Origin of the sequence: Pseudomonas rhizozeae (genome assembly GCF_031583775.1) — a bacterium.
Classification (GTDB): Bacteria; Pseudomonadota; Gammaproteobacteria; order Pseudomonadales; family Pseudomonadaceae; genus Aquipseudomonas.
Genome location: NZ_JAVLSB010000061.1, coordinates 34,064 through 58,372 on the forward strand (window position 1 = coordinate 34,064; position 24,309 = coordinate 58,372).

Consider the following 24,309-nt stretch of genomic DNA (forward strand, 5'->3'; position numbering starts at 1 on the left):
TTTTAGCGTTTTGAGCTTAAAAAACCCACTTCATGCCACTTTCCGCCACTTGCGCACACTATAGGAATGCGCCCACCACACCGTCAAGGCGCGGATTGAAGGAAAACCCTTATAGAACGGAGATTTAGCGGTGTTTTTGGAGGGGCCGGGACAATCTGACGCGAGAATTGGACCAATAACTTGAGCCAACACAGAAAGCTGCACTCAGAAGTTAAAGTGATTTATTAAGAGTAAGATTTTTTCGGTATTACCAGAGCGGTTCTGCTATTGATTCAGCAGGGAGGGAAATTGCCAGTATGCGAGCCGCTGCGAGTGTATCTGGCGGGCTGCCATCGATCATATACAACCCTGACGCCAAACGTCCAAGCAGGGAAAAGAAAAAGGTGGAGAGTCGATCTGTAAGCCGGGTTCTGTCTTGAACAGTCATTCGTCTACGATGGCCATCACTGGACATCTTTAGCAACCTACCCGGTCCCAGCGCGGGCCACGCCTTGGGACCCTATTTGGTCTTGCTCCAAGTGGGGTTTACCTAGCCACGAACTGTTGCCAGACGTGCGGTGCGCTCTTACCGCACCTTTTCACCCTTACCGGCGCCGAAGCGCTTAGGCGGTTATTTTCTGTGGCACTTTCCGTAGGCTCACGCCTCCCAGGCATTACCTGGCACTTCGCCCTATGGAGCCCGGACTTTCCTCCCCCCCCTAATTTTCATAGAGGGCAGCGACTGTCCGATCGACTCTCCGCCGCGAAGGTTAACGACCTGCCGCGCGAAGAACAAGCGCTAAAAGCCTTTGGCCACTTCCCTTCGGCGGTTTTTACTCGCCCTTCTGCCGCTCCAGCGCCACCTGATACAGCACATTCTTGCGCTCGCCGGTGATTTGCGCCGCCAGTGCCGCCGCGCGCTTGAGCGGCATTTCTTCGAGTAACAAATCGAGAACGCGCAGGGCCTCGGCGCTGACTGCGTTCTCACTTTCCGGCGCCGACCAACCCGCTACCAGCACCACGCATTCTCCGCGCTGCTGATTGCTGTCGGCCTCGACGAACCCACGCAACTCGGCCAGCGGCAGGCCCTTGAGGGTTTCGAAGGTTTTGGTCAACTCACGGGCCAGCAGCGCCGGGCGCTCGGGGCCGAACACCAGCTCCATATCTTGCAGGCACTCAAGGATGCGATGCGGCGCTTCATAGAAAATCAGCGTGCGCGCCTCTTCCTTGACAGCTTCGAGCCGCGCACGGCGGCCGACAGTCTTGGCCGGCAGAAAGCCTTCGAAGATAAATCGGTCGGAGGGCAGGCCCGCCGCCGACAAAGCTGCGATCAATGCGCAGGCACCAGGGACGGGCACCACATTGATACCTGCCGCGCGGGCCTGACGAACCAGGTGGTAACCCGGATCGGAAATCAGCGGTGTGCCGGCATCGGAAATCAGCGCGACGTTATCCCCCGCCAGCAAGCGGGTAATAAAGCGGCTACCTTCATCTCTTTCGTTGTGCTCGTGGCAGGCCGCCAGTGGCGTGGCAATGCCAAAATGCTGCATCAGGCGCTGCGAGTGGCGCGTGTCTTCAGCGGCGATCAATGCCACCTCGCGAAGGATCTTCAGCGCCCGCGCACTGATGTCGTCCAGGTTGCCGATGGGCGTCGCCACCACAAACAGCGAGCCTGCAGCGGAATTCGATGGACCTGGAGCAGTCAAAGCGCACACCTCATGTTCGGTAAAGGCCGCCATTGTAACGCGTGGCGGCGCTCATGCCGTGTCAGGTTTTCACGCAACACCCGTGCTGCAGAAACATTTACACGAGCTAAATTGATCGTTTCTTGCCAGTAACATCGCGCCCCGGCCAGTGCTTGGGTACAATTCCACGCTAATTTGATCGAGTATCAGGAACACTTACATGATCGCTTGCCTGCGGCTGTTAACTGCCCTCTGCCTTGCTGCCTTACTGGCCGCTTGCGCCAGCTCGCCCTCCTCCAGCCTTGGCGAACTTCCACGGACCCCGGATGCCACGATCGAGCAACTGCTCGAAAAGGCTGCACAAAGCAAAACCCCTGAAGAAGCCTCGCTGCTGCGCCTGAGCGCCGCTGACCTGGCCTACCGCCAGGGCAATGCGGGCCAATCGGCGCAAATCCTGCAACAAGTGCCGATTGAACAGCTCAAGCCTGGCCAGCAGGTCTTCGCCAGCACTCTGGCGGCTGAACTGGCCATGACCCGCAATCAACCGAAAGCCGCGCTCACCGCACTGAGCCACCCCAGCCTGCAACGGCTGGGCGAGTTGCCGGTCGATCAGCAGATCCGCACGGGCACCGTTCACGCCCGCGCCCTCGAAGCCGATGGCCAGACACTGCCTGCTGCTAGGGAACGCATCTTCATTGCGCCACTGTTGAGCGGTGAAGCGGCAGCGAAGAACCACGAAGCCATCTGGACCTTGATCGCTTCGTTGCCGACCGATCAGTTGCAGCCGACCACCACCGATGACCTCGGCGGCTGGATGAGCCTCGCCCTGGCAGTGAAAACCGCCGGCACCCTGGAGCAGCAACAGGCCGCGATCGACACCTGGCGCGAGCAGAACCCGAAACACCCTGCCGCAATCCAGTTGCCATTGCCACTGACCAAGCTCAAGGAACTGGCCAGCGCGCCGCTGGGCAAAATCGCCCTGCTGCTGCCGCAGGACGGCCCATTGGCTTCGGTGGGCAAGGCGTTGCGCGAAGGCTTCATGGCCGCGCACTACCAGGCGCAGCAAGCCGGACAAAAGCCGCCGGCCATCGAGTTCTACGACAGTTCCAAGTTGACCAACCTCGACGAGTTCTACCGCAAGGCGCAGGCCGACGGCGTGCAACTGGTGGTCGGGCCGCTGGAAAAACCGCTGGTGAAACAGCTCAGCACTCGCCCGCAACTGCCGATCGCCACCCTCGCGTTGAACTACAGCGAAGGCGAGCAAGGCCCGCCGCAACTGTTCCAGTTCGGTCTGGCCGCTGAAGACGAAGCCCGCGAAGTGTCCCGCCGCGCCCGCGCCGATGGTTTGCACCGCGCTGCTGTCATGGTGCCGAAAGGCGAATGGGGTGACCGCGTGCTCAAGGCGTTCAGCCAGGACTGGCAAGCCAACGGCGGCACCATCATCGGTATCGAACGGGTTGATCAGCCGGTGCAACTGGCCCAGCAAATCGCTGACCTGTTCCAACTGCGTCAGAGCGAAGGTCGCGCCAAGAGCCTGCAAAGCACCGTCGGTTCGCAAGTTGCGGCACAGCCGTCGCGTCGCCAGGACATCGAGTTCATCTTCCTGGCCGCCACGCCGCAACAGGCTCAGCAGATCAAGCCGACCCTGAACTTCCAGTACGCTGGCGATGTTCCGGTCTACGCCACCTCCCACGTGTTCAGCGCCAGCGGCGACGTCAATCAGTACAACGACATGAACGGCATTCGCTTCTGCGAAACCCCATGGTTGCTGGACGCCAACGATCCGCTGCGCAAACAGGTCACCGCGCAGTGGCCACAGGCCGGCGGCAGCCTGGGTCGCCTGTATGCCATGGGTGTGGATGCCTATCGCCTGGCGCCTCGCCTGGGTCAACTCAAAGCCTTGCCTGACAGCCGCATCGAAGGCCAGTCCGGCAGCCTGGGCATGACCCAGACCCAGCGCATCCAGCGTCAGTTGCCGTGGGCCGAGTTCGTCAGCGGCCAGGTTCAACGCCTGCCCGACACCCCGCGCTGATGCCCGAGCGGTCACGCCGTGAAAGCGGACAAGATGCCGAGCGCCTGGCGCTCGAGCATCTTCAGCAACAGGGTCTGCGCCTGCTGGCGCAGAACTGGCTGTGCAAGCGCGGCGAGCTTGATCTGGTCATGCTTGATGGCGATACAGTAGTATTCGTCGAAGTCCGCTACCGGAAAAACACCCAATGGGGTGGCGCGCTCGACAGCATCGATGGGCGCAAACGGCAGAAACTGATCTTCGCCGCGCAGTATTTTCTTCAGCGCGAATCACGCTGGGCCAATTCTCCTTGCCGTTTCGACGTGGTTGCCATCGACAGCAACGCCGATCAACTGAACTGGCTGCAGAATGCCTTTGACAGCTGATCAGGCACCGTTGAAAGCGGACACTTACACCTGACAATTTTGCTCTTTGCTTTGCGGGCTGCACATTTTTGTGCCGGAAAGCCGCGCTACTTAAGGTCACACAGATGGACATGCAATCCCGAATTCGCCAGCTTTTTCAGGCCAGTATCGACACCAAGCAACAGGCGATGGACGTACTTGCACCGCACATCGAGCAAGCTAGCCAGGTGATGGTCAACGCACTGCTCAATGAGGGCAAAATGCTGTCGTGCGGTAATGGCGGTTCCGCTGGCGATGCGCAGCACTTTTCATCCGAGCTGCTGAACCGCTTCGAGCGCGAGCGTCCGAGCCTGCCGGCTATCGCGCTGACCACCGACAGCTCGACGATCACCTCGATCGCCAATGATTACAGCTACAACGAGATCTTCTCCAAACAGATCCGCGCCCTGGGCCAACCGGGCGATGTGCTGCTGGCGATTTCCACCAGCGGTAACTCGGCCAACATTATTCAGGCGATCCAGGCCGCACATGATCGCGAAATGATTGTCGTAGCTATGACCGGACGCGACGGTGGCGGCATGGCGTCGCTGCTGCTGCCCGAAGATGTCGAAATTCGTGTGCCGGCCAACGTCACCGCACGTATTCAGGAAGTCCACCTGCTGGCGATCCATTGCCTTTGCGACTTGATCGACAGCCAATTGTTCGGGAGTGAAGAATGACCCCTAATCGCCTAGGCCTACTGGCCCTGACCCTGTGCCTCGGCATCAGCGGCTGCACATCGGTGGTAAAAGCCAGCCGCGAAGCGCCGATCGACGATGACCGTGGCACCCGCACCTTCGGCAGCAAGATCGACGACTCCCTGATCGACACCAAAGTCGGCGTCAACGTTGCCAAGGCCGATCCGGCCCTCGACAACGACTCGCACATCGTCGTCACGAGCTACAACGGCATCGTGCTACTCGCCGGGCAAACCCCTCGCGAAGACCTCAAGGCCAAGGCCGAACAGGCTGCCGCCGCAGTCCAGCGCGTGAAGAAAGTGCATAACGAACTGCAGGTCCTGCCGCCATCCGGATTCATCGCCCGGCAAAACGACACCTGGCTGACCGCCAAGATCAAAACCCAAATGCTTGCCGATTCGAGCATTCCCGGGACCCGCATCAAAGTAGTCACCGAAAACGGCATCGTTTACCTGCTGGGCCTGTTGACCAAGGCCGAAGCCGCGCAAGCGACCAACCTGGTACAAAGCGTCGCCGGCGTGCAGAAGATTGTGAAGCTGTTCGAATACATCGACTGACCACTGACGGTCAGGCACAAAAAAGGCGATCCATCCGGATCGCCTTTTTTATTACTTCACCACTTTCAAACTGGGTCGACCGCTGGGACGCGGCGGCTCACTGTCCGGTGGTGGAAGCTCATCGTCCGGCTCGATCTCTTCCTCGTCGTCCATGGGCGATTCCAGATCGAACACCATGCCTTGGCCATTCTCCCGGGCGTAAATGCCCAGGATCGAGGCGATAGGCACGTACAGGGTATGCGGCACGCCACCAAAGCGCCCCTCGAAGCTCACCGCTTCGTTGTCCATGTGCATATGCCGCACCGCCTGAGGCGAGACGTTGAGGACAATCTGTCCATCACTGGCAAAGCCTTGCGGCACCTGCACCGAGGGATACTCGGAATTGACCAGCATATGCGGGGTGCAATCGTTATCCACAATCCACTCGTAGAGCGCGCGGACCAGATAAGGTCGACTGGAGTTCATAGCGGCTCCTTAAGCCTTAGCGCATGTCGCGTTCGACACCAGACAGACTCGCCTGGAAAGCCTCACGCGCAAACTGGCGCTCCATGTAATCAAGCAACGGCTTGGCAGGCCGCGGCAGTTCAATACCCAGAATCGGTAATCTCCAGAGTATTGGTAATAGGCAGCAATCCACCAGACTTTGTTCCTCACTGAGGAAAAACGGCTTGTCGGCAAACAACGGCGACACACCGGTCAGGCTCTCACGCAACTCTTTACGGGCCACGACCCGCGCGGCTTCCTTGCTGCGCGAATCGAGGATCAGATCGACCAGGCCACACCAGTCACGCTGAATACGGTGAATCAGCAGACGGCTGTTGGCCCGGGCTACCGGGTAAACGGGCAGTAAAGGCGGATGCGGGTAACGCTCATCCAGGTATTCCATCACCACCGTCGACTCCCACAACGCCAGGTCACGATCGACCAGCGTTGGCAAGCTGCCATAAGGGTTCACTTCGATCAGTTTAGGCGGCTGACGGCCCGCTTCAACGTAAATGATCTCGGCGCTGACACCCTTCTCGGCCAGTACGATGCGCACTCGGTGGGAATAGTGGTCGGCGGGGTCGGAGTAACAGGCCAACCGATTGGTCACGCCCATGGCGGTCCTCCTCGCTTGTTGAAATGATTGGAACTGGAAAAACGCGCGCGCCCAGAGGACGCCTCCCGTAACGCCTGGCTTGCCAGACTCGTTACACCTTCAGAGACGCCCCTGGGCGCGCGCGATCAACAGCAATTGTTACAGCTTTATCAATGCACGTCTTTCCAGTATTCACGCTTAAGCAGGTAAGCGAATACAAAGAAGAACGCCAGGTACAGCAACACGTAGGTACCGATGCGCTGATGCTGCAGCTTCACCGGGTTGGCCGAGTAGGCCAGGAAGGTCACCAGGTTCTTGACCTTCTCATCGAACTGCTCTTCGTTCAGCGTGCCGGTTTTCGGCACGATGGTCAGCTGATCGCACGCTTCATGGGTCAGCGCAGTACCGGTCAGCGGATCGTATTGCTTCTTGCCGTCCTCGACGACCTGAACTTGCTTGCATCCTACCACTTGGCGACCTTGCAGGCCGACCAGAACGTTCGGCATGCCCACATTCGGGAACACCTTGTTGTTCACACCCCAAGGGCGCGCAGGGTCTTCATAAAACGAACGCAGGTAGCCGTAGAGCCAGTCGGTCCCACGCACGCGAGCCACCAAGGTCAGGTCCGGCGGCGCGGCGCCAAACCAGGTCTTGGCGTCGGCCGGCTGCATGCCGATGTTCATGTGGTCGCCAATCTTGGCCCCGGTGAACACCAGTTTCGACAGCATCAGGTCGTGCGGAATACCCAGATCGTCGGCTACACGCTCGTAGCGCTGGAACTTGGCACTGTGGCAACCCATGCAGTAGTTGGCGAAGGTACGCGCCCCGTCCTGCATGGCGGCTTTATCGGAAACGTCGATATCGACGCTTTCCAGTTCGGGACCGCCGTGTTCAGCCGCGAAGGCGAACATCGGCAAGGCAGCGAGCATCAAAACAGCGAATAGTTTTTTCATCAGCCAGTCACCCTTTCCGGAACCGGTTTGGTCTTCTCGAGCCGGGTGTAGAACGGCATCAGAATGAAGTAGGCGAAGTACAGGAAGGTACACACCTGCGACAGCAGCGTACGGCCAGGGGTAGGCGCCAGAACGCCGAGCACACCGAGGATCACGAACGAAATGCAGAACACCCAGAGCCAGATTTTGCTCAGCCAACCCTTGTAGCGCATGGACTTGACCGGACTGCGATCGAGCCAGGGCAGGACAAACAGCACGGCAATCGCCGCGCCCATGGCAATGACCCCCAGGAGCTTGTCCGGCACCGCCCGCAGAATCGCGTAGAACGGAGTGAAGTACCAGACCGGGGCGATGTGCTCAGGCGTCTTGAAGGCGTTCGCCACTTCGAAGTTCGGCTTCTCGAGGAAGTAACCACCCATTTCCGGGAAGAAGAACACCACGAAGCAGAAGATGAACAGGAACACCACCACGCCGACGATATCTTTCACGGTGTAGTACGGGTGGAAAGCGATGCCATCCAGCGGTATGCCGTTTTCGTCTTTGTGTTTCTTGATGTCGACGCCGTCCGGGTTGTTTGAACCGACTTCATGCAGCGCCAGTACGTGCAGCACCACCAGACCGAGAATCACGATCGGCAATGCGACCACGTGCAAAGCGAAGAAGCGGTTCAGGGTGATACCGGAAATCAGGTAGTCACCGCGAATCCACTGGGTCAGGTCGTTGCCGATGACCGGGATCGCACCGAACAGCGAGATGATCACCTGGGCACCCCAGTAGGACATCTGGCCCCAAGGCAGCAAGTAACCCATGAACGCTTCTGCCATCAGCGCCAGGTAGATCAGCATGCCGAACACCCAGACCAGCTCGCGGGGTTTCTGGTACGAACCGTAGAGCAGGCCACGGAACATGTGCAGGTAAACCACGATGAAGAACGCCGAGGCGCCGGTGGAGTGCAGCAGACGCAGGATCGAGCCGTACTCGACGTCACGCATGATGTATTCGACCGAAGCGAAAGCCTCTTCGGCCGACGGGGTGTAGCTCATGGTCAGCCAGACGCCGGTGACGATCTGGTTGACCAGAACGAGCAGCGCCAGGGAACCAAAGAAATAGAAGAAGTTGAAGTTCTTCGGGGCGTAGTACTTGCTGAGATGGTCTTCCCACATTTTGGTCGCGGGAAAGCGCGCATCAACCCAATCCATGAACTTGCTCATCACGCTTTCTCCGTATCGACGCCGACAACAATGATGTCGTCAGTCTCATAGGAATGCGGGGGTACTGGCAGGTTCAAAGGCGCAGGTTGCGACTTATAGACGCGGCCAGCCAGATCGTAGTGAGAACCGTGACACGGGCAGAAATAACCACCAACCCATTTCGGACCCAGGTCCGCAGGTGCCACTTCCGGTCGGAATGTCGGCGAGCAACCCAAGTGCGTGCAGATACCGATCAGCAGCAGGACTTCTGGCTTGATCGAACGCGTCTTGGCATCAACATAGGCAGGCTGGGTAGAATTCTTGGACTCAGGGTCCGAAAGATCACCCTCGATTTTCGTGAGATTCCCCAAAATCTCCTGGGTACGGCGGACGATGAACACCGGCTGACCTCGCCATTCAGCAATCATCTGCTGGCCTGGCTCAATCTTGCTCACGTTCACTTTCACCGGTGCACCTGCGGCTTTCGCCTTGGCACTGGGAAACCATGACCCCACGAACGGGACCGCAGCCCCCACCGCTCCTGCAGCACCCACCACGGATGTGGCTGCTACCAAGAAGCGACGCCGGCCTGCATTCACGCCGTCATTGCTCATTCAGTCCTCTCCCATCAGCTTTGTGGCCTGTTAATACAGGCGTCTACTAAGTAAAAATCTGATCTTATAAAAATTTTGCCGAATGGTAATGAAAAGCCCCAATTCTGACAAGGTAATTACCTGAGGGCTCCACTGCCAAGCCTTGTAGTATAGGGGCTCTACGGACGTGGCAAGTTGTCACAGCGCAATTCTTTGATAAATCGCACGCATAAAAAAACGCCCAGTTCCGTGAGGAAACTGGGCGTTCTTTTTGAACGTGAAAGCGAATTAACGCTTCGAGTACTGCGGACGCTTACGCGCTTTACGCAGACCGACTTTCTTACGTTCAACTTCACGAGCATCGCGGGTTACGAAGCCGGCTTTGCGCAGAGCACCGCGCAGAGTCTCGTCGTAGTCCATCAGAGCGCGAGTGATGCCGTGGCGGATTGCGCCAGCTTGACCACTTACACCACCACCGATGACAGTGACGTAGATGTCGAATTTCTCGACGGTCTCAGTCAGTTCCAGCGGCTGACGAACTACCATGCGGGCAGTTTCGCGGCCGAAGAAGTTGTCCAGGGAGCGGTTGTTGATGGAGATGTTGCCAGTACCCGGACGCAGGAAAACGCGTGCGGTTGCAGTCTTGCGACGGCCAGTGCCGTAATTTTGAGTCGCCGACATAATGAACTATTCCGTTAAAACTTCAGTTCTTGGGGCTGCTGAGCAGTATGAGGGTGAGCAGCGCCCGCATAGACTTTCAGCTTACGATACATGTCGCGACCCAGCGGGTTCTTAGGCAGCATGCCTTTGACCGCGGTCTCGATCACGCGCTCAGGGGCTTTAGCGATCAGCTTTTCGAAGTTGATCGACTTGATGCCGCCCGGGAAACCGGAGTGGGAGTAGTACATTTTGTCAGTGGTTTTAGCACCGGTAACACGTACTTGCTCGGCATTGATAACGACGATGTAGTCGCCGGTGTCAACGTGAGGAGTGTACTCGGCTTTGTGCTTGCCACGCAGACGGCTCGCGATCTCAGTGGCCAGACGACCCAGGGTCTGACCAGCAGCGTCGACGACAAACCAGTCGCGCTTTACTGTTTCCGGTTTAGCAGTAAAAGTTTTCATTCTTTATAGCCTCAGGGGCCGCCCTGTAAATTAGACGGCGGATCTTACTGAATAGTGCGTACTTTGACAAGTCAAAGGCAGCCGGATACAGACGCTTTCGGGGGCTCGGGTCGGCGCGTCCGTTCAACGGCAAGATTCTTCGGCGGCGGCGCATCACTTCCACTGCAGAAAGAGGTGCGCAATTATGCAGATTGCGAAAAATAATTCAACCTGCTTTTATGATTGTTTTGCCCAAGGAGCATCCGATGGATTATCGCCAGCTAGGCCGTACCGATCTGAATGTCAGCGCCCTGTGCCTCGGGACCATGACTTGGGGTGAGCAAAACAGCGAGGCTGAAGCCTTCACCCAGATCGAACGCGCCAAAGGCGCAGGGATCAATTTCATCGACACCGCCGAAATGTACCCGGTACCGCCCCAGGCGCAAACCTACGCCACCACCGAACGCTACATCGGCAACTACTTCAAAAGCCGCGGCGACCGCGCCGACTGGATTCTCGCCAGTAAAATCGCCGGCCCTGGCAACACCATCGACTACATCCGCGACAAAAACCTGCGCCATAACCGCGAGCACATCGTGCAAGCGGTGGACGCCAGCCTCAAGCGCCTGCAGACCGACTACATCGATCTCTACCAATTGCACTGGCCGGAGCGCAGCACCAATTTCTTCGGCCAGTTGGGCTACAAACACAAGACCGAAGCCAACCTGACACCGCTTGAAGACACCCTTGAAGCCCTGGACGAACAGGTTAAGGCCGGCAAAATCCGCCACATCGGACTGTCCAATGAAACCCCGTGGGGCACCATGCGCTTCCTGGCCCTGGCCGAAGCCCGGGGCTGGCCGCGCGCGGTATCGATCCAGAATCCGTACAACCTCCTCAATCGCAGCTTCGAAGTGGGCCTGGCGGAAATCGCCATCCGCGAACAGTGCGGCCTGCTCGCCTATTCGCCGCTGGCATTCGGATTTTTGACAGGCAAGTACGAAGGCGGCGCGCGTCCGCCGAAGGGTCGCTTGAGCTTGTACAGCCGCTTCAGCCGCTATTTCAACCCACAATCGGAAGCCGCGTGCAGCCGCTATGTCGCCCTCGCCCGCGAGCACGGCCTGGACCCAGCGCAGATGGCGCTGGCATTCGTCACCCAGCAGCCGTTCGTGACCAGCAACATCATCGGCGCCACGACCCTGGAACAACTGGACAGCAACATCGCCAGCTTCGATCTGCGACTGTCCGATGAGGTGCTGGCGGGCATCGAGGCGATCCATAAGGATCATCCGAACCCCGCGCCTTGATCGGATGACAGCTTCGCGAGCGGGCTCGCCCCCATAAAAATCATTGTTGGAGCGAGCCCGCCCAGTCACCGCCATTCACAGCGACCGCGCGATGATCTCCTTCATGATTTCATTGGTCCCGGCATAGATCCGCTGCACCCGCGCGTCCGCCCAAGCCCGGGCGACCGGGTATTCCCACATGAACCCGTAGCCGCCATGCAGTTGCACGCACTCGTCGAGCACCTTGCATTGCAGGTCAGTGCCCCAGTATTTCGCCATCGCCGCTGTTGGCACATCCAGCTTGCCTTGCAGGTGCAGCTCAAGGCAGCGGTCGACGAATACCCGACCAATCTGAATTTCCGTGGCCATTTCCGCCAGTTTGAAACGGGTGTTCTGGAAGTCCGCAATCGACTTGCCAAACGCCTTGCGCTCGCGGGTGTAATCCAGGGTCCATTGCAATGCCGCCTCGGCCGACGCCAGGCCACCGATGGCCACGGTCAGGCGTTCCTGCGGCAGTTCCTGCATCAGATAGGCGAAGCCCATGCCCGCCTGGCCCAGCAAGTTTTCCTTGGGCACTCGCACGTCCTGGAAGAACAGCTCCGAGGTGTCCTGGGCCTTCATCCCGACCTTCTCCAGGCGCTTGCCTTTGTCGAAGCCCGGCGTGTCCGCCTCCACCAGAAACAGGCTGGTGCCCTTGGCGCCGGCCTTGGGATCGGTCTTGGCGACCACGATCACCAGATCCGCCAGATAACCATTAGTGATGAACGTCTTTGAGCCATTGATCACGTATTCGTCGCCATCCAGCACCGCCGTGGTCTTGACCCCTTGCAAGTCAGACCCGGCGCCCGGCTCGGTCATGGCAATGGCTGTGACCATTTCCCCGGACACCAGCTGCGGCAGGTACTTGTGCTTCAGCGCCTCGCTGCCGTAATGCAGGATGTACGGCGCGACAATGTCCGAGTGCAGCGAGAAACCGATCCCGGTCAACCCCAGGCGCCCGATCTCCTCGATCACCACGGTGCTGTAAAGAAAGTCCGCGCCCAGCCCGCCGTACTCTTCCGGCAGGTGCGAGCACAACATGCCCGCCTCCCCCGCCTTGTTCCACAGCTGCCGATCGATGTAGCCCTGCTTCTCCCATTGCCCATGGAACGGCACGGCTTCTTTTTCGAGGAACGTGCGCACGCTGTCGCGAAAGAGTTCGTGCTCGGAGCTGAACAAGGTTCTGGGGATCATGGGGCACCTGTGGTTATTGTTGGTGGCATAGCTCCTGACGAGACTAAGCCCAGGCGCAACGACAGGACACTGGACACATCCGACAAAAAATAAGACGATCCAGCCGCTTGGTGACCACTTTCCCCTATAAGAATAAATTGAATTATGTCTATCCAACTCTCCACGCCCCTGCGGCGTGTCAGCATCCTGGCGATCGACCAGGTTTTCGCTTCTACCCTGATGCAGGCCAAGGACTTCTTCCACCTGGCCAGTATTCGTTATGGCAAGCAACTGGGCCGCGGCTTCACCCCAGCCTTTGAAACCCGCCTGGTCAGCCCCGACGGCAAACCGGTGCACAGTTTCAGCGACGTGATCATGCCGGTGGACGGCGGCCTGGAAAACACCGACGTGATCATCCTGCCGGCGTTCTGGGACGACTTCGAAACCCTGTGCCAGCGTTACCCACAGGTGCTGCCGTGGCTGCGCGAACAGCACGCCCGCGGCGCAGTGCTGTGCGGCGAGGCCACCGGGGTGTTCTGGCTCGCCGAGGCCGGGTTGCTCGATGGCAAGGAGGCGACCACCTACTGGCGCTTCTTCAACGCCTTCGCCGAGCGCTTCCCCAAGGTCCAGCTCAATCAGGACAAACACCTGACCGATGCCGACAACCTGTACTGCGCCGGCGGCACCACCTCGGCCTGCGACTTGTACATTTACCTGATCGAACGCTTCTGCGGCGCCAACGTCGCCCAAGCCGTGGCCCGTGACATTCTTTACGAAGTGCAGCGCAGCTATGCCCCGGGCCGCATCGGCTTCGGCGGGCAGAAACTGCACCAGGACGTGATCATCCTGCAGATCCAGCACTGGCTCGAAGAGCACTTCGCCGACAAATTCCGCTTCGAAGACGTGGCCCGGGAACACGGCATGAGCATCCGCAACTTCATGCGCCGTTTCCAGACCGCCACCGGCGACAAACCGCTGCATTACCTGCAACGCCTGCGCATCGAAACCGCCAAGGGCCTGCTCTCCGGCAGCCGCAAAAGCATCAAGACCATCAGCTACGAAGTCGGCTACGACGACGCCAGCTTCTTCGCCCGCCTGTTCCGCCAGCACACCGACCTGTCGCCGAACCAGTATCGGCAGCAGTTTCAGCAAGCGGCCTGATCGACCGGGGCCTCGCCGTCCGTTTTCCCACGTAATAAAGGGAAGACGTCACGGCGCGGCCCCGTTCGGTCATCTTGCGACGCGAACTACATCCAAAACGGAAGCGTCTGACTGACACCCACCTCGCGATTCACCTCTTATAGGCACGCAATTCAACCGCGTGATTAACAATAAAAAGAGGTCATCGGGAATGAGCGAACCAATAAGCCCTGTACGCGTCGCCGTTGTGCAATTCGATCCCCAGGTTGGCACGGACCACTGCGAAAGCAATCTGCGTCAAAGCCTGGAACTGGCGCTCGAGGCGGCTCACGGCGGGGCAAATCTGATTGTCCTGCCAGAGCTTTCCAACTGCGGTTATTTCTTCAAAAATCGACAGGACGCGTTTGACCATTCGGAGTCGGTGCCCGAGGGCAACAGCGTACAACGCTGGATGGCCTTCGCCCGGGAGCATCAGGTTTACCTGGTGGCGGGCCTCACCGAGCGCGACGGCATGCGGCTGTTCAATACAGGTGTGCTGGTCGGGCCTGATGGCTTTATCGGCAAGTACCGCAAAGCGCATTTATGGAATATGGAGAAGCTCTGGTTCACCCCGGGGGATGCAGGCTTGCCGGTGTTTGAGACACCGATCGGGCGCATCGGCTTGCTGATCTGCTGGGACATCTGGTTTCCGGAAGTGCCGCGCATCCTCAGCCAGCAAGGTGCGGACATCATTTGCAGCCTGAACAACTGGGTGTGGACGCCCCCGCCGCTGTTCGATGAAGCCGGCAAGTGCATGGCCTCGTACCTGACCATGACCGCCGCCCACGCCAACAACGTATTCATTGCCGCCGCCAGCCGGATTGGTGAAGAACGCGGTGCACGCTACCTCGGCTGCTCGTTGATTGCCGGCACCAATGGCTGGCCGATTGGCAAAGTGGCGTCTGCGGACCAACAGGAAATCCTGTTTGCCGACATCGACCTGACCAGCGCCCGCAGCGCGCCGATCTGGAACAGCCTGAACGATCTGCACCGTGATCGGCGGTCCGATCTTTACGACACGATGCTCGGTTATCGCCTGCATTCCTGCCTCCCACGCTGAAGGGAGGGCTGACTCATGCAAACCACAACCGAGAAAAATCGGCCGGGCCAGCGCTCGCCTGTCGATATGGCCGTGATGCTGTTGTTGATCAGCACAATCGTCGTGGCGATCTGGCTTTCATCCACCTATCGCCCGCTCTGGGCCGCGCATTGGCCAGGCTACGGCGATTTACTGTCCGGTCTCCCCGAGCCAGGCGCCTGGCTGCGCTGGGTGTTGGGGGACATCAGCGAGGTGGCGTTCTATAAGCACGAATTCGCCTCGATCGGGCTGCTAGCCGGGGCCTATCTGGCCTATTGGGCGAACCGCACGGGCAAATTCTGGCAAGGATTCGCCATCTCCTATGGCAGCGGCTTATGGCCGTGGCTGGTGACCAGTTCGTTGCTTGGGTTGCTGCTGAGCAACCTGCTCTGGGGCTGGACGGTGACCGCGAACAGTTGGCAGCCGACCTTTGCCGCGTTCGTATCATTGCCGGCAGCGATGGTGCTGATGTTCGGCGGTGGCTGGAAGGTCACGGTCAACGGCGCGATCCTGGGCGCCGTGCTGGTCACGCCGATGTGCCTGCTGATGGTCAACTACCTGTGCAACCCGCTGGACTTGCCTGCCGTGATCGGCAATGTCTCGGGCATGGCAGTCGCCAGCGTTTTGGCGTTTTTGCTTTGCCGTTATGTGCCGAGTCTGGTGAAAGCGCCTGCGGCGGAGTTTCACTCTGAGGCGACACCTGCCGAGCCCGCGGCCGTACCGCAGATCAGCAAAGCCCCCGACTACGGCGTTGTCTGGACCCTGCGCCGAATCCTGGCGGATTTTTCCGAGGCGCCCTTCTTCGGCAATGAATGGGCCAGTCTCGGCCTGATTCTCGGCGCGGTATTGGCATTTACCTTGAATCCGTTGGGTCCGGTGTACGGCTCGCAATTATTGCCGCAATTGATCGGCGCCCAGGCGCTGACGTCAGCCATCGGGGTATTGGTGTGGCGCCGGCACTGGATGACCCACGGCTGGTATCCGACCTACGTCCCGCTGGTGTCCGTGGTGCCGGCGGCGCTGCTGACCTATGGCGGCAGTTGGCAGGTGATCGTGATGAGCGCACTGCTCGGGGCCTTGATTGCACCGCCCCTGGCCTGGGCGATTGCCAAGCGCTTGCCGGCGGACATGCACGGTTTCATCGGCAATGTGTTGTCCATGGCCATCAGCACGCTGCTGATCATCCCGTTCATCGGTTTCCTGATCGCCCAATGACCACCCCGTGACGCGGCCGAATCGCGAAAGCGCCAAGGCCGACGTCACCACACTCAAGCGAGGTAACACATGGAATTACCTAAACTGTCCATCGCGGCACTGGGTGGCACGGTCAGCATGCAGGCCCGTAACGCCGGCGAAGGTGTAGTGCCGACCGTCAGCGGCGAAACCCTGGTGTCCGCCCTGGAGGAATTGAAGACATTGGCCAAGGTGAGGATTGAAACCCTGGGCCTGCTGCCCAGTGCTTCACTGGATTTCGAGTTTTTGCTGAGCGTGCTGTCCTGGGCCAATTTCCAGATCAAGCAAGGCGCGACCGGCGTGATCATCACCCAAGGCACCGACACTCTCGAGGAAACGTCGACCTTTTTCGACTACCTCTGGCGCCATCCCGAACCGCTGATCCTGACGGGCGCCATGCGCTCGGCCGATCAAGCAGGCGCGGACGGGCCGGCGAATCTGCTGGATGCGTGCCGCGTGGCGGTGGCCGACGACAGTCGAGGGCGCGGCGTGCAGGTGGTGATGAACGGGCAGATTCACAGCGCCAACGCCGTGCGCAAAACCGATTCGCTAGCCCTGCACGCGTTCAGCTCGCCGATCACTAGCCCCGTGGGTTTACTGGTGGAGGCTTGCGTCCGTTACCTGCGCCCGCCCTCCCCGCGTAACGTGCTGCCCCTGCCCCAAGTGACTTCGCAGCGCATCGCGTTGGTGGAAGCCACGCTGTCGGCCGACAGTGCATGGTTGGAAAACCTGGTCGCCCTGGGCTACGACGGCGTGGTGATCGCCGGGTTTGGCGCCGGGCACGTATCAGCGAGTTGGGCGCGGGCCATTGAACAGGTGGCCGCTACAATCCCCGTGGTCATCGCCACCCGCACCGGCAGCGGCTCCACCGCCCGATCGAGCTACGGCTTCAGCGGCAGCGAGTTGGACCTGATCGGCAAAGGCGCCTTGATGGCCGGGTTTCTCTGCCCACGAAAAGCTCGGATTCTGCTGTGGCTGCTGGTCGGCTGTCAGCGCCAGGACGAGTTGGCGGATTTTCTGGCCGCTGACTGATCGGCCCGCATAAAAAAAGGGCCTGCAATGCAGGCCCTTTCCGGTTGTGACAAAAACTAAGGTTTGTGCGCCCGCGACAGGAATTCGTGGGACTGCATTTCCAGCAAGCGACTGAGGGTGCGCTGGAACTCGAAGTTCAAGCGGCCGCCGGTGTAGAGGTCTTTGAGCTCGACTTCGGCGGAAATGATCAGCTTGACGTTACGGTCGTAAAACTCATCGACCATGTTGATGAAGCGTCGGGCGATGTCGTCGGTGGTGACGCTCATTTGCTCGACGCCGCTGAGCAACACGGCGTGGAAGATCTTGCCCAGTTCGATGTAATCGTTCTGGCTGCGCGGGCCGTCGCACAGTTCGCGGAAGTCGAACCAGGCCACGTCGTCGCAGGTGCGGATCGCGCGGATCTTGCGGTTTTCGATGATCAGGTCATCGTTCTCTATCGCTTGCGTGCATTCCGGGGTCAGCGCGCGGAAGCTTTTGCGCAAGCTTTCCTCGGACGCTTCGTTGAGCGGGAAGTGGAACAGCTCGGCTTGCTCCAAGTGGCGCAAGCGGTAGTCGACGCCGCTGTCGACGTTGACGATGTCGGTGTTCTGCTTGATCAGCGCAATGGCCGGCAGGAAGCGCGCACGTTGCAGTCCATCCTTGTACAAGCCGTCGGGCACGATGTTGGACGTGGCGACCAGGGTTACGCCGTTCTTGAACAGCTCTTCCATCAAGGTGCCGAGGATCATCGCGTCGGTGATGTCGGAGACGAAGAATTCATCGAAGCAAATCACCCGCGACTCGTCGGAGAAGCGCTTGGCGATGATGGTCAGCGGATTTTTCTCGCCGCCCAGGGTTTTCATCTCTTCGTGCACACGCTTCATGAAGCGGTGGAAGTGCGTGCGGGTCTTTTCCTTGAACGGCAGCGCTTCGAAGAACGTGTCCACCAGGTAGGTCTTGCCGCGTCCGACGCCGCCCCAGAAATACAGGCCCCTGACCGGCGCCTGGTCTTTCTTGCCAAACAGCTTGCCGAGCAAACCCGGTTTGTTGTGCGAGGCCGCGACCAGATCGTCGTACAGACGCTGCAAATGACGCACGGCGGTTTCCTGCGCGGCGTCATGGAAGAAATCCGGGCGTTTCAGATCAGCTTGATATCGTTCTAGGGGCGTCATAATTCGTTAGCAAGGCAACAAAAACGGGCCGTCACTGTAGCGACGGCCCGCAGGAATGGCAATCCGCCCTTGGTCGGGCGGGGCCCGTGGTTATTCTTGAACAGGCGTCAACGCGACCCGCAACGTCTCGATCGCCGCGTCGCGCGCGGCGTTGTCGGCGAAGGCCGGGCTGTCGGCGACGCACTCGCCGTCAAGCCAGACGTTGAAGCTCAGGTCTTCACTGCGCACGTCCAGCGGCTGGCCGGACTGCAACTGCTTGGTCACGCCGCCCGCCGCTTTGCCGTCGGCGAAGTTGCGCGACAGCAGCAATTGCTCGCCATCGGCCGCCAGCAGACGGAAACGGAAACTGCCGTCGTCTTCACGGAAGCTGACGAAACGCGCGGCTTTCGCGGCCTTCTTCTTGGTGCTGGCGGCGACCTGGGTCTGCGCCACAAACGAACGCAAGCCGACCGCTTCGCGCAGTTCGTTGAGAAACGGCGTGGCCACGGCGCGGGCCTTTTTCGCGCCCAGTTGCAGCATGCCTTCGAGGTCGGCCGGACGTTCGATCAACCGGTGATAGCGCTCGCGGGATTCACCCAGTTCATTGTCGAGCAACTGGAACAGACGATTCTTCGCCTCGCCCCAACCCAGGCCCTGCAACAACTCGCTACGGAATTCATCGGACTGCGCCGGCGTGGCAAACGCCTGGAATAGCGTGAACAGGTGCGAATTGTCCGGATCCTTGGCTTCGCCCGGCGCGCGGGAGTCGGTGACGATCCGCGAAATCGCGTCTTTCATATCCTTGGCGCTGCTGAACAACGGGATGGTGTTGTCGTAGCTTTTCGACATCTTGCGACCGTCGAGGCCGGGCAGCGTGGCGACGCTTTCCTCGATCAGCGCTTCGGGCATGGTGAAAAACTCTTTGCCCTGGCCGAACAGGTGGTTGAAGCGCTGGCCAATGTCACGGGCCATTTCCACGTGCTGAATCTGGTCGCGACCGACCGGCACCTTGTGCGCGTTGAACATCAGAATGTCCGCCGCCATCAGCACCGGGTAGCTGTACAGGCCCATGGTGATGCCCGCATCCGGGTCTTCGCCGCTCTCGATGTTCTTGTCCACCGAGGCCTTGTAGGCGTGGGCGCGGTTGAGCAGGCCCTTGGCGGCGACGCAGGTCAGCAGCCAGGTCAGCTCGGGGATTTCCGGAATGTCGGACTGACGATAAAAGGTCACGCGCTCGACATCCAGGCCACCGGCCAGCCAGGTCGCGGCGATTTCCAGACGCGAGCGCTGGATGCGCAGCGGGTCATCGCATTTGATCAGGGCGTGGTAGTCCGCCAGGAAGTAGAACGAGTCGGCATTACTGTCGCGGCTGGCGACGATCGCCGGGCGGATGGCGCCGGCGTAGTTGCCCAGGTGCGGCGTGCCGGTGGTGGTGATGCCGGTGAGGATGCGGGTACGAGTCGTCATGGGTTATCGCTTGTCAGACTGCAATCAATTCGAGAGGCGCGGCAGGATCAGATCCTTGAGATCGGTGAGCTTGCCATGAAAAAAGTGTCCGCATTCTGCCACTTTCAGCAGCTCATGGGGGCGCTCCAGTCGCTCGGACCAGTCGTAGACCAATTGCGGCTCGACCACTTCGTCCGCCTGCGGCTGCACCACCGTCAATTCGCCATGCTGCGGCAACGGGTCCTGATCGCCCAGGCGCATGACCGCCGGTGCCACCATGAACAGGTGCTTGAGCTGTTCGCCCTGGGCTTCGAGGCGCCCGCCGAGGCTGGCCGCGACAAAGCCACCGAACGAGAAACCGAGCAAGGTCAGCGGCAACTGCGGGTGTTTGGCCCGCAACCAGGCGAACGCCGCTTGTGCGTCATCGACTTCGCCGTGGCCCATGTCGTGGGTGCCCGCACTGGCGCCGACACCACGGTAGTTGAAACGCAAAGTGATCAAACCGGCATCGCGCGCGGTGCGCTGCAAGGTCGACACCACTTTGTTGAGCATGGTGCCGCCCTGCACCGGGTTGGGATGGCAGATCAGCGCAATGCCGCGCGGCTGCTCGATCTCCTGATACAGGCTTTCCAATTGGCCCACAGGGCCATCAATGACTACGGGGGTTTCGCGCATTAGCAAGGGAGGAACTCCGTGACCTCGGATCAGGTCGACTCGTCTAGCAAATTGTCTGTGCCAATCTATTGCGAGTGAATCGCGGTATACAGCGCAGGTTCGAGCCGTTAACGTAAAGCAAAGCCGTTTATAGAGGAAGGACTCGTGGAACACTCGCTCTTAGTTTGGTTGTTGCCGACTCTTGCCCTGGTTGTGGGTGTCGCCATTGGTTTTCTGATCGCCCGCGTTGCGCCGAATGCCGCGCCCAGCCGCACGCAGCGTCAGCTCGATGATGTTCAGGAACGCTTCGACAGTTATCAGAATGAGGTGGTGACCCACTTCAACAGCACCGCCACGCTGGTCAAGAAAATGACCCAGAGCTATCAGGAAGTGCAAGATCACCTCGCCGAGGGCGCCAACCGTCTGGCCCTGGACGAACAGACCCGTCAACGTTTGCTGGCCGCCCTGCACTCCGAAGCGGTCACCGCCCCCCGCGAGCGCCTGACCCCGCCGCGCAACCAGGAGCCGCCACGGGACTACGCGCCGAAATCGCCAAACGCACCGGGCATGCTGGATGAGCATTACGGTTTGAAGAAGTAGATCAGGTTTCTCGCAATGCAAAAGCCCTCGAATCATGGCTGGTTCGAGGGCTTTTTTGTGGCTGGACGTTTAGGTTGCCCTTTAGTGCCTCATCGCTGGCAAGCCAGCTCCCACAGGTTTCGTGGTAATCAAGCACACCGTAGATTCCTGCGGGATCTGGCTTGCCAGCTCCCACAGGGTCCAGTGGTTGGTGTCCATTCTCGTGAACACCAAAGATTCCTGTGGGAGCTGGCTTGCCAGCGATGGCGTCAGAACGGTCACAACAGATCCGAACGCAGGCTCAGCCCAGCACTTCACCCGCCACCTGATCCACCGCCGCTTTGGTGATGTCGACAATCAAATCCGCTTCAGCCTCGGTGAGGATCAGCGGCGGGGCGAAGCCGAGGATGTCGCCATGGGGCATGGCCCGGGCGATCATGCCGCGTTCCAGGCACGCGGCCGAGACTTTCGGCCCGACCTTCAACGCCGCGTCGAACGGTGTGCGCTGTTCGCGATCAGCCATGAATTCCACCGCCGCGAGCATGCCATCGCCACGCACTTCGCCCACCAGCGGGTGCCCTTCCAGGGATTCGCGCAGGCGCCGGTTGAGGTAGCTGCCGACCTTCTCGGCGTTTTCGGTGAGGTTCTCCCGCGCCAGAATGTCGAGGTTAGCCAAGGCCGCCGCCGCGCAAATCGGATGCCCGGAATAAGTCCAGCCATGGCCCATGGCGCCTTGGGATTCCGAGGCTTTTTCGATCACGTCCCACACCTTTTCCCCGACGATCACCGCTGACAGCGGCGCGTAAGCACTGGTCAGGCCTTTGGCGGTAGTGATCAGGTCCGGGCGCATGCCGTAGCGCTGGCTGCCCATTTTCGAGCCAAGGCGACCGAAAGCGCAGACCACCTCATCGGCGATCAGCAGCACATCGTACTTGTTCAGCACAGCCTGGATCGCCGCCCAGTAACCGGCCGGCGGCACGATAATGCCGCCGGTGCCCATCAGCGGTTCGCCGATGAACGCGGCCACGGTGTCCGGGCCTTCGGCGAGGATCATCTTCTCCAGTTCATCGGCGCAATAGCGCACGAACGCCGCTTCATCCATGCCGGCCGGGGCCTTGCGGTACCAGTGCGGGCACACGGTGTGCTTGATGCCCTGTTCCGGCAGGTCGAAATGCTGGTGGAAGGTCGGCAGCCCGGTGAGGCTACCGGTCATGATGCCCGAGCCGTGGTAACCGCGATCACGGGAGATGATTTTCTTCTTCTGCGGCCGCCCCAGTACGTTGTTGTAGTAACGCACCAGTTTGATCTGGGTTTCGTTGGCGTCGGAACCGGACAGGCCGTAGTAGACCTTCTTCATGCCTTCGGGCGCCCAGTCGATGACGCGGCTCGACAATTCGATAATCGCTTCGGTCGAGTGGCCGACGTAGGTGTGGTAGTACGCCAGTTCCTTGGCTTGCTTATAAATGGCGTCGGCCACTTCAGTACGACCGTAGCCGATGTTCACGCAGTACAGGCCGGCAAAGGCGTCGATGAATTCACGGCCCTCGTGGTCGCGAATGCGGATGCCCGAAGCGCTCTTGATGATCCGTCCCTTGAGCGCGCCACTGGCGTGGTCGTGGGCGTGGGTCGAGGGGTGCATGAAGTGCGCGCGGTCCTGTTCGAACAACGAATCGAGTTCTTGGCTCATGGTGGATCTCCTTAGAACTGGCCTTGATGGTGCAGGCAAAAGTATTTGGTTTCGACGAAAGCTTCGAAGCCCTCGGCGCCGCCTTCACGGCCCAGCCCCGAGGCTTTCATGCCACCGAACGGGATCGGATGGCCGGTAAACTTGACGCCATTGACCGCGATCATCGCGTGGTCGAGGCGACGGATCAGCGGGTAGATCAGGTCCAGGCGATTGGAACAAATGTAGGCGGCCAGACCATATTCGGTGTCGTTGGCCATCTCGAGGGCGTGCTCGATCGAATCGAACGCCATGACCCCGGCAATCGGCGCGAAGTTTTCTTCGCGGTAAATACGCATCGCCGGGGTGACGTCGGCCAACACCGTCGGCTGATAGAACAACCCGCCGAGTGCGTGGGCTTCGCCGCCCACCAGGCGTTGCGCGCCAAGGCGTACAGCGTCGGCGACGCGCTCGGCGGTGGCGTCGAACGCGGCTTGGTGCATCAGCGGACCAACATCGACTTTCTGCTCCTGGCCATCAACCATTGCCGGGCCGACGCGCAACTCGCGCACCGCGGCGGCAAAGCGCTTGAGGAATTCAGGATAGATCGAGCGCTCGACCATGATCCGGTTGGCCGCGCAGCAATCCTGGCCGGAAGTCTGGAACTTGGCCTCGACCGCAACCCTCACCGCGAGCGTCAGGTCGGCATCGGCGCAGACGATGAACGGCGCGTTGCCACCCAGTTCCAGCGCGACTTTCTTTACATCATGCGCGGCGGCTTGCAGCACAAGCTGTCCGACCCGGGTCGAGCCGGTGAAACTGACCGAACGCACGCGGCGATCCTGCACCAGGGTTTGCATGGCCATTTGCGGCTCGCCCAACACCACGTTGAATACGCCGGCCGGGAAACCCGCCTCCTCCGCCAGTTGCGCCAGGGCCAGCGCCGAGTACGGCGTTTCGTGGGCCGGTTTGACCACCACCGTGCAGCCAGCGGCCAGGGCCGCAGCGGCTTTGCGAGTGATCATCGCCGAGGGGAAATTCCATGGTGTGAGCAACGCGCACACGCCCACCGGTTCCTTGAGCGTGCCGAGGTGCGCGCCGGGGATGTGGCTGGGAATGTTCTGCCCGTAGAGGCGCCGCGCTTCTTCGGCGAACCAGGGAATAAAACTTGCCGCGTAGGCAATCTCGCCACGGGATTCGGCCAGCGGCTTGCCCTGCTCCAGGCTGAGGATTCGCGCCAGGTCTTCCTGATGTTCCAGCATCAGCGCCGCCCAACGCCGCAGAATCGCCCCGCGCGCCTCCAGGCTTTGCTCGCGCCAGGCGCTAAAGGCGCGGTGAGCGGCATCGATGGCGGCGACGATCTGCGGTTGATCGAGCATCGGCACATGGCCGATCACCTGGCGATTGGCCGGGTTCTGCACAGCCACGCTGTGGCCACTGTCGCTGTGCACCCAATGACCATCGACGTAGCACAAGGCCTTGAACAGCAGCGGGTGTTTGTAGGTCATGGCGTTCACTCCTAAGCGTAAGCGTGGAACCATGCTAGAGCCGATCAGCCGGGATGATTTT

At 60.1% G+C, this 24,309-nt stretch carries 24 protein-coding genes and 1 other RNA gene; 10 read left to right on the forward strand and 15 right to left on the reverse strand.

Annotated features, from left to right (window positions below; genetic code table 11):
- Window positions 1-383 precede the first annotated feature (383 nt).
- An RNA gene (gene rnpB / locus RG836_RS21715) (RNase P RNA component class A) lies at window positions 384-737 on the reverse strand.
- A gap of 75 nt (window positions 738-812) precedes the next feature.
- Window positions 813-1,718: a 16S rRNA (cytidine(1402)-2'-O)-methyltransferase gene (gene rsmI / locus RG836_RS21720; protein ID WP_310849416.1), complete on the reverse strand. Its 906-nt coding sequence runs from the start codon at window positions 1,716-1,718 to the stop codon at window positions 813-815.
- A 166-nt stretch (window positions 1,719-1,884) separates the two neighbouring features.
- On the opposite strand from rsmI, the gene RG836_RS21725 reads away from it, so the two are divergent.
- The 4 genes from RG836_RS21725 to RG836_RS21740 all read left to right on the forward strand — a co-directional run bounded on the left by RG836_RS21725 (window position 1,885) and on the right by RG836_RS21740 (window position 5,331).
- A complete protein-coding gene (locus RG836_RS21725; RefSeq protein WP_310849418.1) occupies window positions 1,885-3,696 on the forward strand; it encodes a penicillin-binding protein activator in 1,812 nt (603 codons plus the stop codon).
- On the forward strand, window positions 3,696-4,058 hold the full coding sequence (locus tag RG836_RS21730) for a YraN family protein (protein ID WP_310849638.1): 363 nt from the start codon (window positions 3,696-3,698) through the stop codon (window positions 4,056-4,058). The genes RG836_RS21725 and RG836_RS21730 overlap by 1 nt, the downstream gene beginning before the upstream one ends.
- A 104-nt stretch (window positions 4,059-4,162) precedes the next feature.
- Window positions 4,163-4,756 carry a phosphoheptose isomerase gene (locus RG836_RS21735; protein ID WP_020297558.1) on the forward strand — a complete coding sequence of 198 codons (594 nt, stop codon included), beginning with the start codon at window positions 4,163-4,165 and terminating at the stop codon, window positions 4,754-4,756.
- A complete protein-coding gene (locus RG836_RS21740) occupies window positions 4,753-5,331 on the forward strand; it encodes a BON domain-containing protein (protein WP_310849420.1) in 579 nt (192 codons plus the stop codon). The genes RG836_RS21735 and RG836_RS21740 overlap by 4 nt, the downstream gene beginning before the upstream one ends.
- Before the next feature lie 51 nt (window positions 5,332-5,382).
- Here RG836_RS21740 and RG836_RS21745 read toward each other — a convergent pair whose 3' ends face one another.
- From RG836_RS21745 to rplM, 7 genes are all read right to left on the reverse strand, one after another.
- Window positions 5,383-5,796 (reverse strand): ClpXP protease specificity-enhancing factor, encoded by a 414-nt coding sequence (locus RG836_RS21745; RefSeq protein WP_310849422.1) that lies wholly within the window; start codon window positions 5,794-5,796, stop codon window positions 5,383-5,385.
- Between the two features lie 16 nt (window positions 5,797-5,812).
- Window positions 5,813-6,430, reverse strand: coding sequence for a glutathione S-transferase N-terminal domain-containing protein (locus RG836_RS21750; protein WP_310849424.1), 618 nt, complete (start codon window positions 6,428-6,430; stop codon window positions 5,813-5,815).
- A gap of 149 nt (window positions 6,431-6,579) precedes the next feature.
- The gene (locus RG836_RS21755; protein WP_310849425.1) at window positions 6,580-7,362 is read right to left on the reverse strand and encodes a cytochrome c1; all 783 of its coding nucleotides are present in this window, start codon (window positions 7,360-7,362) and stop codon (window positions 6,580-6,582) included.
- Complete coding sequence (locus RG836_RS21760; RefSeq protein ID WP_310849428.1) at window positions 7,362-8,573, reverse strand: cytochrome b; 1,212 nt, start codon at window positions 8,571-8,573, stop codon at window positions 7,362-7,364. The genes RG836_RS21755 and RG836_RS21760 overlap by 1 nt, the downstream gene beginning before the upstream one ends.
- Entirely contained in the window at window positions 8,573-9,166 is a 594-nt protein-coding gene (petA, locus tag RG836_RS21765; protein ID WP_310849430.1) for a ubiquinol-cytochrome c reductase iron-sulfur subunit, read from the reverse strand. Before petA ends, RG836_RS21760 begins: the two co-directional genes overlap by 1 nt.
- Before the next feature lie 267 nt (window positions 9,167-9,433).
- On the reverse strand, window positions 9,434-9,826 hold the full coding sequence (gene rpsI, locus RG836_RS21770) for a 30S ribosomal protein S9 (protein ID WP_003205364.1): 393 nt from the start codon (window positions 9,824-9,826) through the stop codon (window positions 9,434-9,436).
- Between the two features lie 14 nt (window positions 9,827-9,840).
- Window positions 9,841-10,269: a 50S ribosomal protein L13 gene (rplM, locus tag RG836_RS21775; protein WP_007939824.1), complete on the reverse strand. Its 429-nt coding sequence runs from the start codon at window positions 10,267-10,269 to the stop codon at window positions 9,841-9,843.
- A 245-nt stretch (window positions 10,270-10,514) separates the two neighbouring features.
- On the opposite strand from rplM, the gene RG836_RS21780 reads away from it, so the two are divergent.
- Window positions 10,515-11,555 (forward strand): NADP(H)-dependent aldo-keto reductase, encoded by a 1,041-nt coding sequence (locus RG836_RS21780; RefSeq protein ID WP_310849451.1) that lies wholly within the window; start codon window positions 10,515-10,517, stop codon window positions 11,553-11,555.
- 75 nt (window positions 11,556-11,630) lie between these two features.
- Here RG836_RS21780 and RG836_RS21785 read toward each other — a convergent pair whose 3' ends face one another.
- Window positions 11,631-12,767, reverse strand: coding sequence for an acyl-CoA dehydrogenase family protein (locus tag RG836_RS21785; protein ID WP_310849453.1), 1,137 nt, complete (start codon window positions 12,765-12,767; stop codon window positions 11,631-11,633).
- 243 nt (window positions 12,768-13,010) lie between these two features.
- On the opposite strand from RG836_RS21785, the gene RG836_RS21790 reads away from it, so the two are divergent.
- From RG836_RS21790 to RG836_RS21805, 4 genes are all read left to right on the forward strand, one after another.
- Window positions 13,011-13,907: a GlxA family transcriptional regulator gene (locus tag RG836_RS21790; protein ID WP_310849640.1), complete on the forward strand. Its 897-nt coding sequence runs from the start codon at window positions 13,011-13,013 to the stop codon at window positions 13,905-13,907.
- A gap of 190 nt (window positions 13,908-14,097) precedes the next feature.
- The gene (locus RG836_RS21795) at window positions 14,098-14,985 is read left to right on the forward strand and encodes a nitrilase family protein (protein ID WP_310849455.1); all 888 of its coding nucleotides are present in this window, start codon (window positions 14,098-14,100) and stop codon (window positions 14,983-14,985) included.
- Window positions 14,986-15,000: 15 nt separating this feature from the next.
- The gene (locus RG836_RS21800; RefSeq protein WP_310849457.1) at window positions 15,001-16,218 is read left to right on the forward strand and encodes a hypothetical protein; all 1,218 of its coding nucleotides are present in this window, start codon (window positions 15,001-15,003) and stop codon (window positions 16,216-16,218) included.
- Window positions 16,219-16,287: 69 nt separating this feature from the next.
- A complete protein-coding gene (locus tag RG836_RS21805; protein WP_310849459.1) occupies window positions 16,288-17,268 on the forward strand; it encodes an asparaginase in 981 nt (326 codons plus the stop codon).
- Window positions 17,269-17,324: 56 nt separating this feature from the next.
- On the opposite strand, the gene zapE is transcribed toward RG836_RS21805, so the two are convergent.
- The 3 genes from zapE to RG836_RS21820 all read right to left on the reverse strand — a co-directional run bounded on the left by zapE (window position 17,325) and on the right by RG836_RS21820 (window position 20,519).
- Window positions 17,325-18,419, reverse strand: coding sequence for a cell division protein ZapE (gene zapE, locus RG836_RS21810; RefSeq protein ID WP_310849461.1), 1,095 nt, complete (start codon window positions 18,417-18,419; stop codon window positions 17,325-17,327).
- A gap of 90 nt (window positions 18,420-18,509) precedes the next feature.
- Window positions 18,510-19,865: a tryptophan--tRNA ligase gene (locus RG836_RS21815; protein WP_310849463.1), complete on the reverse strand. Its 1,356-nt coding sequence runs from the start codon at window positions 19,863-19,865 to the stop codon at window positions 18,510-18,512.
- Between the two features lie 24 nt (window positions 19,866-19,889).
- A complete protein-coding gene (locus tag RG836_RS21820) occupies window positions 19,890-20,519 on the reverse strand; it encodes an alpha/beta hydrolase (RefSeq protein WP_310849464.1) in 630 nt (209 codons plus the stop codon).
- Window positions 20,520-20,663: 144 nt separating this feature from the next.
- Here RG836_RS21820 and RG836_RS21825 point away from each other — a divergent pair, with 144 nt between their 5' ends.
- Window positions 20,664-21,098, forward strand: coding sequence for a Z-ring associated ZapG family protein (locus RG836_RS21825; protein ID WP_310849466.1), 435 nt, complete (start codon window positions 20,664-20,666; stop codon window positions 21,096-21,098).
- A 280-nt stretch (window positions 21,099-21,378) separates the two neighbouring features.
- Here the strand turns inward: RG836_RS21825 and RG836_RS21830 are convergent, their stop codons facing one another.
- Both RG836_RS21830 and RG836_RS21835 read right to left on the reverse strand, forming a co-directional pair.
- Window positions 21,379-22,764, reverse strand: a complete 1,386-nt coding sequence (locus tag RG836_RS21830; protein ID WP_310849468.1) for an aspartate aminotransferase family protein — start codon at window positions 22,762-22,764, stop codon at window positions 21,379-21,381.
- A gap of 11 nt (window positions 22,765-22,775) precedes the next feature.
- Window positions 22,776-24,248 (reverse strand): NAD-dependent succinate-semialdehyde dehydrogenase, encoded by a 1,473-nt coding sequence (locus RG836_RS21835; RefSeq protein ID WP_310849470.1) that lies wholly within the window; start codon window positions 24,246-24,248, stop codon window positions 22,776-22,778.
- Between the last annotated feature and the right edge of the window lie 61 nt (window positions 24,249-24,309).

Bases quoted from the DNA above. Each gene is read 5' to 3' on its own strand.
- RG836_RS21725 (WP_310849418.1), top strand. From the start codon at position 1,885: ATGATCGCTTGCCTGCGGCTGTTAACTGCCCTCTGCCTTGCTGCCTTA.
- RG836_RS21820 (WP_310849464.1), bottom strand. From the start codon at position 20,519: ATGCGCGAAACCCCCGTAGTCATTGATGGCCCTGTGGGCCAATTGGAA.
- RG836_RS21805 (WP_310849459.1), top strand. From the start codon at position 16,288: ATGGAATTACCTAAACTGTCCATCGCGGCACTGGGTGGCACGGTCAGC.
- RG836_RS21835 (WP_310849470.1), bottom strand. From the start codon at position 24,248: ATGACCTACAAACACCCGCTGCTGTTCAAGGCCTTGTGCTACGTCGAT.
- RG836_RS21745 (WP_310849422.1), bottom strand. From the start codon at position 5,796: ATGAACTCCAGTCGACCTTATCTGGTCCGCGCGCTCTACGAGTGGATT.
- zapE (WP_310849461.1), bottom strand. From the start codon at position 18,419: ATGACGCCCCTAGAACGATATCAAGCTGATCTGAAACGCCCGGATTTC.
- RG836_RS21755 (WP_310849425.1), bottom strand. From the start codon at position 7,362: ATGAAAAAACTATTCGCTGTTTTGATGCTCGCTGCCTTGCCGATGTTC.
- RG836_RS21780 (WP_310849451.1), top strand. From the start codon at position 10,515: ATGGATTATCGCCAGCTAGGCCGTACCGATCTGAATGTCAGCGCCCTG.
- RG836_RS21750 (WP_310849424.1), bottom strand. From the start codon at position 6,430: ATGGGCGTGACCAATCGGTTGGCCTGTTACTCCGACCCCGCCGACCAC.
- RG836_RS21830 (WP_310849468.1), bottom strand. From the start codon at position 22,764: ATGAGCCAAGAACTCGATTCGTTGTTCGAACAGGACCGCGCGCACTTC.
- RG836_RS21785 (WP_310849453.1), bottom strand. From the start codon at position 12,767: ATGATCCCCAGAACCTTGTTCAGCTCCGAGCACGAACTCTTTCGCGAC.
- rsmI (WP_310849416.1), bottom strand. From the start codon at position 1,718: ATGGCGGCCTTTACCGAACATGAGGTGTGCGCTTTGACTGCTCCAGGT.
- petA (WP_310849430.1), bottom strand. From the start codon at position 9,166: ATGAGCAATGACGGCGTGAATGCAGGCCGGCGTCGCTTCTTGGTAGCA.
- RG836_RS21795 (WP_310849455.1), top strand. From the start codon at position 14,098: ATGAGCGAACCAATAAGCCCTGTACGCGTCGCCGTTGTGCAATTCGAT.
- RG836_RS21730 (WP_310849638.1), top strand. From the start codon at position 3,696: ATGCCCGAGCGGTCACGCCGTGAAAGCGGACAAGATGCCGAGCGCCTG.
- RG836_RS21800 (WP_310849457.1), top strand. From the start codon at position 15,001: ATGCAAACCACAACCGAGAAAAATCGGCCGGGCCAGCGCTCGCCTGTC.
- RG836_RS21760 (WP_310849428.1), bottom strand. From the start codon at position 8,573: ATGAGCAAGTTCATGGATTGGGTTGATGCGCGCTTTCCCGCGACCAAA.
- RG836_RS21815 (WP_310849463.1), bottom strand. From the start codon at position 19,865: ATGACGACTCGTACCCGCATCCTCACCGGCATCACCACCACCGGCACG.
- rplM (WP_007939824.1), bottom strand. From the start codon at position 10,269: ATGAAAACTTTTACTGCTAAACCGGAAACAGTAAAGCGCGACTGGTTT.
- rpsI (WP_003205364.1), bottom strand. From the start codon at position 9,826: ATGTCGGCGACTCAAAATTACGGCACTGGCCGTCGCAAGACTGCAACC.
- RG836_RS21740 (WP_310849420.1), top strand. From the start codon at position 4,753: ATGACCCCTAATCGCCTAGGCCTACTGGCCCTGACCCTGTGCCTCGGC.
- RG836_RS21735 (WP_020297558.1), top strand. From the start codon at position 4,163: ATGGACATGCAATCCCGAATTCGCCAGCTTTTTCAGGCCAGTATCGAC.